The organism is Thermococcus nautili (assembly GCF_000585495.1).
Taxonomy (GTDB): domain Archaea; phylum Methanobacteriota_B; class Thermococci; order Thermococcales; family Thermococcaceae; genus Thermococcus; species Thermococcus nautili.
This window is the reverse complement of the sequence record NZ_CP007264.1, coordinates 1,914,548-1,923,864: the sequence shown is the minus strand read 5'-3', so window position 1 is coordinate 1,923,864 and position 9,317 is coordinate 1,914,548. Positions and strand designations below refer to the sequence as shown.

Here is a 9,317-nt window from a genome sequence, read left to right as displayed (position 1 = left end):
AAAAGGTGGTTGCCATGGGTGAGAAGTTCATTTCGGCCGAAAGGCCACAGACCGAGGAAGGCTACCAGTACCACATAGCCTGCAAGCCCGGTGACGTTGCGCGCTACGTTCTCCTGCCGGGCGACCCGGAGAGGGTGCCGAAGATAAGCTCCCTCTGGGACGAAGCGAGGGAGATAGCCTTCCACAGGGAGTACAGGACGCACACCGGCAAATACAAGGGCGTTCCGATAAGCGTCACCTCGACGGGAATAGGCGGGCCTTCGACCGCTATCGCCATCGAGGAGCTCGCGGCGATAGGCGCCGACACCTTCATAAGGGTCGGTTCGACCGGCGCAATCCAGCCGGGGATGGAGATAGGCGACCTGATTATAGCCAAGGCCGCCGTGAGGCTTGAAGGAACCTCAAAGCAGTACGTCCGCGTCGAGTATCCGGCCGTTGCGGACCTTGAGGTGACTTTGGCTCTTATCGAGGCAGCCGAAACCCTCGGCGTTAGATACCACATCGGCATTACGGCCTCGACGGACAGCTTCTACCTTGGCCAGGGCAGGCCGGGTCTGAACGGCTACTTCCCAAGCTTCGCGAGGAACATCCTCGATGACCTCAGGCAGGCGAGGGTCACGAACTTCGAGATGGAAGCGGCCACGCTGTTCACGCTGGCTAACATCTACGGGCTTAGGGCCGGTTGCGTGTGCGCCGTCTTTGCGAACCGCGTTACGAACGAGTTCGGAAAGGCTGGAGAGAAGGAAGCGGCGTTGGTAGCGAGCGAGGCTGTAAAGATACTCGCCGAGTGGGACGAGGAGAAGGAAAAGAAAGGAAAGAAGGTATGGTTCCCCAGGCTGAGGGGTTGAGATGGACGAGAGGCTGTTACTCGTCAGGCAACTCCTCAGTGAAGGGGACGTTGAAGGGGCAGAGGCAGAGGCAAGGAAGATAGAAGACCCCTACTGGCGCTCCTACGCCCTGAGATGGGTCGCAGAAGCCCTCGCGGATGAACCGGAGAGGGCCCTTGAGGTGGCACTGTCCATAGAGGAACCCTCGGTCAGGGACGAGGCGCTTCGCTCCTTAGCCTACATTTTTTCCAAGAACGAGAAGTTCAAAGAGGCCCTGGAAACCGCGAGAAAGATTGGGAACTCGTTCCTGAGGAAGAAAGCCTTTCGGGCGGTTAGCAATTTTCTGGCGAGGGCTATAGCGACTAAAGGTATTGAGATTCGATTGAGCGACCTGAAACTTGATGAGAGGGACCTTGAGGACCTCAAACCCCTCCCATACGGAATCGTCTACAAGGACGGTAAGCTGATGCCCGGCTCGGTGCTCCACCGGATTAAGGGAGAGGTCATGAGTGGGATAGTGGACAGGTCGGCGGAGGGACCAAAGAGGGAACCGCCAAAGCCGGTTTTTGAAAGCGAGGAATCAGAGCCCGAGGACTACGTGTTCGAGTACATCAGAAAGCTCATCGAGGACGGTGAGCTTGAAGAAGCCGAGAAGCTCGCAAAGGGACTTCCCGAGCCCTTCAGGAGCTTTTACCTGGAGGAAATCGGCGTGAAGCTCATTGAAACGGGAGACACGGCCAGGGCGGAGGAAATATTTCGGGAGCTCGAAGTTTCGGATGTCCTGGGGTCACTATTGGCCAGGAAAAACCTCGACCGGCCGGAGCTCGTTTTGAAGTACCTCGAAAAGACCCACAACCCGGCAACGAGGCTGATGGTGGCTTACGAGGTTACCAAGGAGAGGGGAGTTGACACAGAGTTTCTACGAAACGCGCTGATATGGGCAACTGACGAATGGAAGAGGGGCAGGATTCTGAAGTTCCTCGCCTTTGAGATGCTTGAGGAGGCCAAGAAAAAAGGCGACGAACGGCTGAGGGGGATTTCCAGGAAGCTCTTTGAGCTTGGAAAAAGCGTTGAAAACTCCAGTGAGAGCTAAAACCTAATGTTCTTTTTATTATCGGAAGAAAGCAGACCGAGAGAACTCGTTTTGAGATGAAGCCCCAGAAGAAGTTTGTGGTGCGGTGGCCGGGATTTGAACCCGGGCCAGCGGCGTGGCAGGCCGCTGTCCTAGCCAGGCTAGACTACCACCGCACAGGCCCGATACTAACTCATCCGGAGAGCATTTATAAATTTTTCGGTCTTTGGGAAAGGTTAAATTTATAAAGCGTTTCCGAGAAGGGTTAGCGGGCAGTGCCCCGGTGGCCTAGTCTGGATAGGGCGCGAGGCTGCGGACCTCGAGGTCCGGGGTTCAAATCCCCGCCGGGGCGCCAGTTACAAACTTCGCCTGCGCGAAGTTTGACCAAGGTTCGTGATTCTTGTCTAAAAGGCAATTCTAAGGAGTTCGCATTTTCAAACGGTCATCTTCTCTGCAGAATTCTCTTTAAGAGAGTCCTTTGGGGGGTTTCTCTAAGAGGCGCTCCTTCGGAGCGCGGGAAAATGTAAACCCGCGTGAGAGAGCTCTCAAAATCCGGAGAATTCACAACCTACAAAAGCCATTAAAAGCGCAAACACTCCAAAAGAAACCCTTGAGAAAAGAATCACAAACTTTGATGAAACTTTGCCGGGCAAAGTTTCCTTGGTGAAACTTTTTCCAAAAGCTTCAGCACCATTCTCACCAGCGTTACGAACATCTTAACGGATGACAAAAACCAGGCGCCCCCAACCTTTAACACCAGGGATTTCAAAGCTTAAACGCTGTTCGGCTATCGTCTTATTACTTTTCGACACAGTAAAGTTTATAAAGCCCAAAGTTTAACCCACCATGGCGGGAGTGCAGGCGGGGGATACTTCGCCTCGCAGTGGCGCCGGCCATGGGCCGGTGGGGGTTCGCCCCCCTCCCCCGCCGATTTTCTCCGCCGGGGTGATAGGGTGAAGTTCAACAGGAGGGCCGAGCTTCTCAACTTCGAGGGTGGGAGAACCTACCGCCCGAGCCCGGAGCTCGAGCTCTTTCTCAGGGCCGCGAGCAACCTCGTGAGGGAGCCGAGGTTCTACACCGGGGCTGAAGAGGGTTTTCAAGGGCTCTTGGACGCGTTTGAGAAAGCGATAAGGGCAAACCCGGAGTTTGTGGCAAAACTCATCGTTTACGCCCGTGAGGAGCTCCTGCTCCGCTCCCTTCCAACGCTCGGAACTGTCATCCTCGCCAACCACGAGAGGTACAAGGGCACAGGCATACCCCGGAAGGTCGGCGAGAGGGTCTTCACGAGACCGGATATGCTCACCGAGGCCCTCGCCATCCAGTTCGCCCTTTTCGGAAAGCCGATACCCAACAGCCTCAAGAAGGCTATAAGGAACAGCTTCACCCGCTTCGACAGCTACCAGCTCGCCAAGTACCGTTGCGACCGCTGTCAGGTTAAGCTCAAGGACGCCCTCCTGCTCACCCACCCGAAGCCGAAGAACAAGGAGCAGGAGGAGACCTTCAAGGCGCTCATCGAGGGCAGGCTCAAGAACACCCGCACGTGGGAGGCCAAGGTCTCCACCCGGGGCCCCACCAAGGAAACCTGGGACGAGGTGCTCGAAGAGTTCATCAGGTACAAGCAGGTCTTCGCGCTCCTCAGGAACCTCCGCAACCTCATAGAGCATGAGGTCGACAGGGAGAAGTTCAGGAGGGCCATGGAGATACTTGCAGACCCGAAGGAGATGCGCAGGGCGAAGGTATACCCATACCGCTACCTGAGCGCATACTTCGCCCTAAAGGGGATGAAAATTGACTCCCCCACACAGGCCGAGCTTAGGGATATCGCCCTTAAAGCCCTCAGAGAGGCCATAGAGCAGAGTACCGCGACTCTCCCGGAGCTGAATGGGAGTAACCTTGTCCTCGTCGACGTCAGCGGCTCGATGGATTTCCCCCTCAGCAGGAGGAGCAGGGTAACCCTGAAGATGGTCGCCGCCTTCTACGGCGCGATACTGGCCAAAAAGTACGACACGGCGATAGTAGCATTCGCAGACGAATACCGCTGGATACCAAAGGGAGAGAGCATCTTTGAAACTGCGGAGGACGTCTTGAGGAGTAGGGTCGGCTACGCCACCTACGCCTACAAACCTATGGGAGAAGTCCTGCGGAAGGGAGAGTACTTCGACAGGATTTTCGTGCTCACGGATATGGTCGTCTATTCCGAGAACTACGGCGACGACGCGTTCCAGCGCGCCGTGAGGCAATACCGGAAGGACGTCAATCCGGAGATGAGGCTCATCACGTGGGATTTGGCCGGCTACGGCCAGGTCTACCTTGAGGAGCACGACGTCAGGAACATCTACATCGGCGGCTTCACCGAGAGGGTCTTCGACCTCGTGAAGTACCTCGAAGAGGGAAACAAAATAGTTGAGATAATAAACGAAAGGGTTTCACTTTGATTTCTGCCTTTTTCATTGTGTCCTCAGCTTTGCCAGTGCATCTTCGGCCGCCTGGAGTATCTGATAGCCGACGGGCGAGGCCGTCAGAAGCGGGTGGGTCGCTATCTGGAGGGTGTAGAGCTCGCTCGCCGTGAGCCTCTTCTGTATGGCCAGTGCAAGGATGTTTATCATCTCGCCGACGCTTTTACCTCCCGCTATCTGGGCCCCAAGTATCGCACCCCTGTCGCGGGAGAAGATGAGCTTGACAGTTACCATTGAGGTGTCCGGGAACTTCGCCGGGTGCCTGTCCGGCCCCTTGCCGTAGCCCACGATGACCTCAAAGCCCTCCCTCTTTGCCTGCTCCTCCGTCAAACCGGCCGCCGCGAGGGTGAGGCCAGCTATGTGGGTTGAGTAGGCACCTATAGTCCTCCTGTTTTCCCTGACAATCTGGAGCTTGAAGAGATTTGCCCCTGCAATCCTCGCCTCGAAGGTGGCCGTAGAGGCGAGCATGAGCTGGTAGGGCTTGCCCGTGAAGAAGTCCCTGTGCTCCACGCAGTCGCCGACCGCGAAGATGTCGGGATGAGACGTCCTCATGTACTCGTCGGTCCAGACTCCGTAGCGAGTAACCTTGAGGCCGGCCTTAACGGCCAGCTCGACGTTGGGTCGGTAACCTGTGGAGAGGATTACCAAATCGGCAGGGATTTCTCTTCCGTCAAGGAGCCTAACCTTCTCCACCTTCCCGTTCCCGGCGAAGCCCTCAACCTGCCCGTAGGCAATGTTTATTCCGGCTTCCTTCAGCCTCCCTTCGACCATCTCGCTGAACTCCGGGTCAAAGGAACTCCGTAGCAGTCTGCTCCTGACGACCAGAGTCACGTCCTTGCCGAGCTTCCGTATCTCGTCGCCAACTTCAAGGGCTATGAAACCACCGCCGACGATGACGATTTTCTCGGCTTCCTCAACCCTTTCGCGGAGCCTCTTGAGGTACTCGTAGTCCTTGGGAACGGTATATATCCCATCGAGGTCAACCCCTGGGAAGTTCGGCTTTGCAGGCTTCGAGCCCGTCGCCAGAACCAGCTTCTCCCAGGCTATCTCCTTTCCGGACTTGGTCCTGACGACCTTCCTCTTCGGGTCGATGTCAGTAACCTCGTCCGTCAGGATATCGACGCCAAGGGGCTCAAGGAACTTCTCAACCGGCAGTATGTCGTCGTCAACGCTCTTCAGGGTTCCGAAGATGTAGGGAATTCCACAGGGAATCATGCCCACCTTTTCCCTCTTGATGACGAGGACGCTCCTGTCAGGGTAGAACTTCTTGGCCGAGATGGCCGTTGTGATACCTCCCGCGGAGGCTCCGATAATCACGACGTCGTACTTCATTCGCATCACCAGGAGAATTAGGCCTCCCTACTATTAAACACTTTCTTTAACCTTCGGTTCTCAACGTAAGCACTTTTCGGGGGAGAAATGGAGGGAAGAGAACATCACTCGCCCGTTGCGCCCTTGAGGGCATCCTTGCACGGACAGCGACGCTCCTTGGGAATGTGCTCCACTGCCTTCATGAGGAGGAGCTTTATCTCCTCGCCCTTCTTTGCCATGAGCTCGACGACCTCGGTGTGGGTGAGTTTCTCCTTGCTGATTCCCGCGGCGTAGTTGGTGACTATGGCAACGCTCGCGTAGCACATCTCAAGCTCCCTCGCGAGAACAGCTTCCGGACACTGGGTCATGCCAACGACGTCGGCGCCGAGTATCTTGAGCGCCCTTATCTCGGCCCTCGTCTCAAAGCGCGGTCCCTCCATGCAGGCGTAGGTTCCCGTCGGGTGGTAGGTGAAGCCGAGCTCCTTGGAGGCGGTGATGAGGGCCTTCCTGAGCTCGGGGCAGTATGGGTCAGTGAAATCCACGTGGGCGACGAACTTCCTGTCGTGGGGGCTGTCCTCACCGTCGTAGAAGGTGTAGTGCCTCGTCTTCGTGAAGTCCATGAGCTGGTCAAGGATTACGAAGTCGCCGGGCTTCATGTCGAGGTTGAGCGAACCGACGGCCGAAGTTGCCAGAATCCTTTCAACACCGAGCTCGTGGAGCGCCCAGATGTTGGCGTGGTAGTTTATCTTGTGGGGCGGAACGCTGTGCTTCTCCCCGTGCCTTGGCAGGAACGCTATCTCCTCGCCCTTGTAGGTCCCTATCTTGACCCTTACCGTTCCGTAGGGGGTCTCAACGGTTTCCTCCCTTACGTTCTCAAGCAGTTTCGGGTCGTAGACTCCGGAGCCTCCAATAATGGCTATCCTCGGCATGGTATCACCTGAAAAGAGAATTGAGGGGAGGGCTTTAAAACGTTAGCTTCCTTCCCAGAGTTTGCGCTGTGCTTCGGCGCGCTCCTCGATGTCCTCTTTTAACTCGCCGCCGGTTTGAACCTCAAGGATTTTGGCGAGAATTTCGCTGAGGAGCCACGAGCCCCAGCGCGGGTCTTTCACTTCGAGCGATGCATCTATCGCCCCGTCAACGTCGTTCTCCTTCAACTTCTCGACGGCGATGCTTCCGAAGGCCAGCGAGCGGAGGTACGGATTGGTCACTTTCGAAGCCAGCTCCCAGGCGTCGTCGTAGGCGTGGAGCTTCGACAGGTAGCGGACTGCCTTGACTATTACTCTCTCGCTGTCGGTTTCAGAGCCGATTCTCTTCACGAGCTCATAGTACTCGTAGTTGGGCTGCCTTTCAAGGAGGGCGTCAAGGATTGCGCTCATAACGAGCTCCTTCTCATCGCCGATGAGTCTATCAACAAGCCTCTCCAGAAGCTCGGGTCTATCAAGAACCGCTAGAACTATTGACTTTAGAAGCTCTGGGCGAAGCTCACGGGGAACCTTCGAGAGAACTCCGATAACGAAGTCTATCTCACCCTGGGCCGCAACACCTATGAGGAACGATATGAGCACTTCGAAACCTACCTTTGAGGAGATACCGAGGGCTATATCAACGAACTTCTCGTAGGTGCCCTCCGGAACGTTGGCCTTCTTGAGATGAACCGCGACGGCCTTCATGGCCTCCCCGAGCCAGTACTCGCTCTGGAACTCAGAGAGAACCTTGATGGCACTGCCGAACTCCTCACGTTTAAGGTGCTCTTTAAGAACCTCGTACGCCGCGATGGAATGCCAGGGTTCGTCTTCGATGAGCTCAAGGATGAGCCGGGCCTTCCGCAGGTTGCCCTTTTCAATGTAGTTGTGGAGAACCTGAAGAAGTGTGTCGTTGCGCTTAACGCGGTTCTCAATTTCCTTGGCGTAGAAGAAAGCGTCGTCAACCCGTCCAAGCTCCAAAAGCCTGTGGACGAGCTCTTCAAGCATTTCATCCCTCAGCGGCTGGGGAAACGTTTTAATAGACTCATATGCCTGGATAAAGGTCTTTGTGGCCCCTTTTGAGCCTGTCTTGCCGAGGAAAGTCGCAACTTCAATGAGCGCCTTCACGATGAGCAGGGGGTTGTCTATGGAAGCAACGGCCTTCAGGGCTCTGGTGAACGCCTCGCCGTAACGGGGGTTTTTAGCCCTGTGCATGTAGTAGCCAATTCTCGCGTACGTTATAGCCCTGAGGTAAGGGTCCTTAATACTTCTCGTTAAGTAAAGGGCTTCATTGTAAAGGTCAACCGCCATGCTCCCACCAAGTCAGGTAAAACAAAGCCCTATTTATGGTTTCCGCCCAAAGTCAGAAGTAGATAAGGCAAAAGACGAAATCATCCCATCTCGTCGTAAACGACGCCGACGACTTCACCATCGTCAAGCGACACAAAGCTGACCTTCGTTTTCTTTCCAGTCTTGGGGTCAACGACGACGAAGTCAGGCTGGAGAAGGTATTTGCTTGAGGGCATCCTCCAGACATCGCCGTAATGAACCTTCATCTCCTTCAAAAACCTACCAACATCACGCTTCAGCACCGTTGTCATAGGTATCACCACTACTATCTACAACTTCAAAGTATAAAAGGCTTTCTGATAGACATTCGTTAAAAATAATATCGACAATCAGCGAAGATAAAGGTTGAGGCAGAGGAGGGAACCCAGTGGAACCCCTATTTCCCTCGCGATTGCAGGGCACTTTGCCTTGAGCAGGAAGAAGATTCTGGAATCGTTGAGCTCGCTGAGGGTCTCGAAGTTGGCCTGTCCCTTCGCAATGACGACGTCCGCCGAGCGGAAAACCTCAAGGAACTCCTCGGAAACGTAGTCAAGCGGAGTGCCGGGCAATCTTGAGCCCGTCGAGATTACCTCCGCGATTTCCCCAAACCCGGCCTCGAGGAGGTCTTCAACGGTCGCGTCGTTTATTATCGGGCCCGCCTTGCCCGCGACGATTATTTTAAGGTCGGGGAACTCCTCCCTCAGCTTCTCGATGAAGAGCCTGTCGAAGTATATCTCCCCGCAGTTGTCAACGAGGTAGAGGAGTGTCCCAGCGCGCTTCAGCATCTCGAAGAGCTCATCGCTGTGGTCTATGAGAAGGCTCTCATCGAGAACCCTTCTTATGTCCTCCTCAAGCTTCTCGGGGTTGTAGCCCGTCGAGAAGTCCACGACGTTCCCGGCTATTGCGAGTTTTAGTGCGGTTTTAAGGTCGGAGTTCTCGAAGTGACCGACGAGCCCCTCTGCCATCTCGTTTGAAAGGCGCTTGTATTCCCTGAAGGGGTCGTCGTTCCCAATGAACTCGTAGAGGTCAAGGAAGAGCAGTCCACCGACGACTGCGGGAATTGAGTCCTTTGAGAACAGCTCGGAAGCGCGCTTGAGCGAAAACAGCATTGCGTCCCTGCGGGAATTTTCATCGGTTAAGCTCATCTCGACGATTTTCTGGCACTGGTTTATCGCGCAGGCAATGCACTCGTGATGAATCCTCATAGCACCACCAGGAGAAATAGAAAGGACCGTTTAAATACTTCACTGGAGCATCTCAACGTACTCGAGCTCCTCAGGTATGGGCTTCCTTCTCTTCTTCTCCCTCTCACGCATGAGCATGTACTCGTACATAGCCATTGGCCACATCATCTCTCTCA

General features: G+C 55.3%; 8 protein-coding genes and 2 tRNA genes. 4 read left to right on the top strand and 6 right to left on the bottom strand.

What is annotated here, in order from left to right:
- Positions 1-14 precede the first annotated feature (14 nt).
- Positions 15-848, top strand: a complete 834-nt coding sequence (gene udp, locus BD01_RS10720; RefSeq protein ID WP_042692932.1) for a uridine phosphorylase — start codon at positions 15-17, stop codon at positions 846-848.
- 1 nt (position 849) lies between these two features.
- Positions 850-1,920 (top strand): hypothetical protein, encoded by a 1,071-nt coding sequence (locus tag BD01_RS10715; protein ID WP_042692928.1) that lies wholly within the window; start codon positions 850-852, stop codon positions 1,918-1,920.
- A 78-nt stretch (positions 1,921-1,998) separates the two neighbouring features.
- On the opposite strand, the gene BD01_RS10710 is transcribed toward BD01_RS10715, so the two are convergent.
- Positions 1,999-2,075 (bottom strand) — tRNA-Gly (locus BD01_RS10710).
- A gap of 101 nt (positions 2,076-2,176) precedes the next feature.
- Between BD01_RS10710 and BD01_RS10705 the strand changes: the two genes are divergently transcribed.
- Positions 2,177-2,254 (top strand) — tRNA-Arg (locus tag BD01_RS10705).
- Positions 2,255-2,852: 598 nt separating this feature from the next.
- Positions 2,853-4,334, top strand: coding sequence for a TROVE domain-containing protein (locus BD01_RS10700; RefSeq protein WP_042692926.1), 1,482 nt, complete (start codon positions 2,853-2,855; stop codon positions 4,332-4,334).
- Between the two features lie 12 nt (positions 4,335-4,346).
- Here BD01_RS10700 and BD01_RS10695 read toward each other — a convergent pair whose 3' ends face one another.
- The 5 genes from BD01_RS10695 to BD01_RS10675 all read right to left on the bottom strand — a co-directional run bounded on the left by BD01_RS10695 (position 4,347) and on the right by BD01_RS10675 (position 9,162).
- Complete coding sequence (locus tag BD01_RS10695) at positions 4,347-5,693, bottom strand: NAD(P)/FAD-dependent oxidoreductase (RefSeq protein ID WP_245599240.1); 1,347 nt, start codon at positions 5,691-5,693, stop codon at positions 4,347-4,349.
- Between the two features lie 98 nt (positions 5,694-5,791).
- A complete protein-coding gene (mtnP, locus tag BD01_RS10690) occupies positions 5,792-6,595 on the bottom strand; it encodes an S-methyl-5'-thioadenosine phosphorylase (protein WP_042692923.1) in 804 nt (267 codons plus the stop codon).
- Positions 6,596-6,637: 42 nt separating this feature from the next.
- Positions 6,638-7,939 carry a hypothetical protein gene (locus tag BD01_RS10685; RefSeq protein WP_042692921.1) on the bottom strand — a complete coding sequence of 434 codons (1,302 nt, stop codon included), beginning with the start codon at positions 7,937-7,939 and terminating at the stop codon, positions 6,638-6,640.
- An 80-nt stretch (positions 7,940-8,019) separates the two neighbouring features.
- Complete coding sequence (locus tag BD01_RS10680; protein ID WP_042692919.1) at positions 8,020-8,229, bottom strand: hypothetical protein; 210 nt, start codon at positions 8,227-8,229, stop codon at positions 8,020-8,022.
- A 78-nt stretch (positions 8,230-8,307) separates the two neighbouring features.
- Complete coding sequence (locus BD01_RS10675; protein WP_042692917.1) at positions 8,308-9,162, bottom strand: damage-control phosphatase; 855 nt, start codon at positions 9,160-9,162, stop codon at positions 8,308-8,310.
- Between the last annotated feature and the right edge of the window lie 155 nt (positions 9,163-9,317).

Excerpts from the sequence above, each read along its gene's own strand:
- udp (WP_042692932.1), top strand. The coding sequence starts at position 15 with ATGGGTGAGAAGTTCATTTCGGCCGAAAGGCCACAGACCGAGGAAGGC.
- BD01_RS10715 (WP_042692928.1), top strand. The coding sequence starts at position 850 with ATGGACGAGAGGCTGTTACTCGTCAGGCAACTCCTCAGTGAAGGGGAC.
- BD01_RS10695 (WP_245599240.1), bottom strand. The coding sequence starts at position 5,693 with ATGCGAATGAAGTACGACGTCGTGATTATCGGAGCCTCCGCGGGAGGT.
- mtnP (WP_042692923.1), bottom strand. The coding sequence starts at position 6,595 with ATGCCGAGGATAGCCATTATTGGAGGCTCCGGAGTCTACGACCCGAAA.
- BD01_RS10685 (WP_042692921.1), bottom strand. The coding sequence starts at position 7,939 with ATGGCGGTTGACCTTTACAATGAAGCCCTTTACTTAACGAGAAGTATT.
- BD01_RS10680 (WP_042692919.1), bottom strand. The coding sequence starts at position 8,229 with ATGACAACGGTGCTGAAGCGTGATGTTGGTAGGTTTTTGAAGGAGATG.
- BD01_RS10675 (WP_042692917.1), bottom strand. The coding sequence starts at position 9,162 with ATGAGGATTCATCACGAGTGCATTGCCTGCGCGATAAACCAGTGCCAG.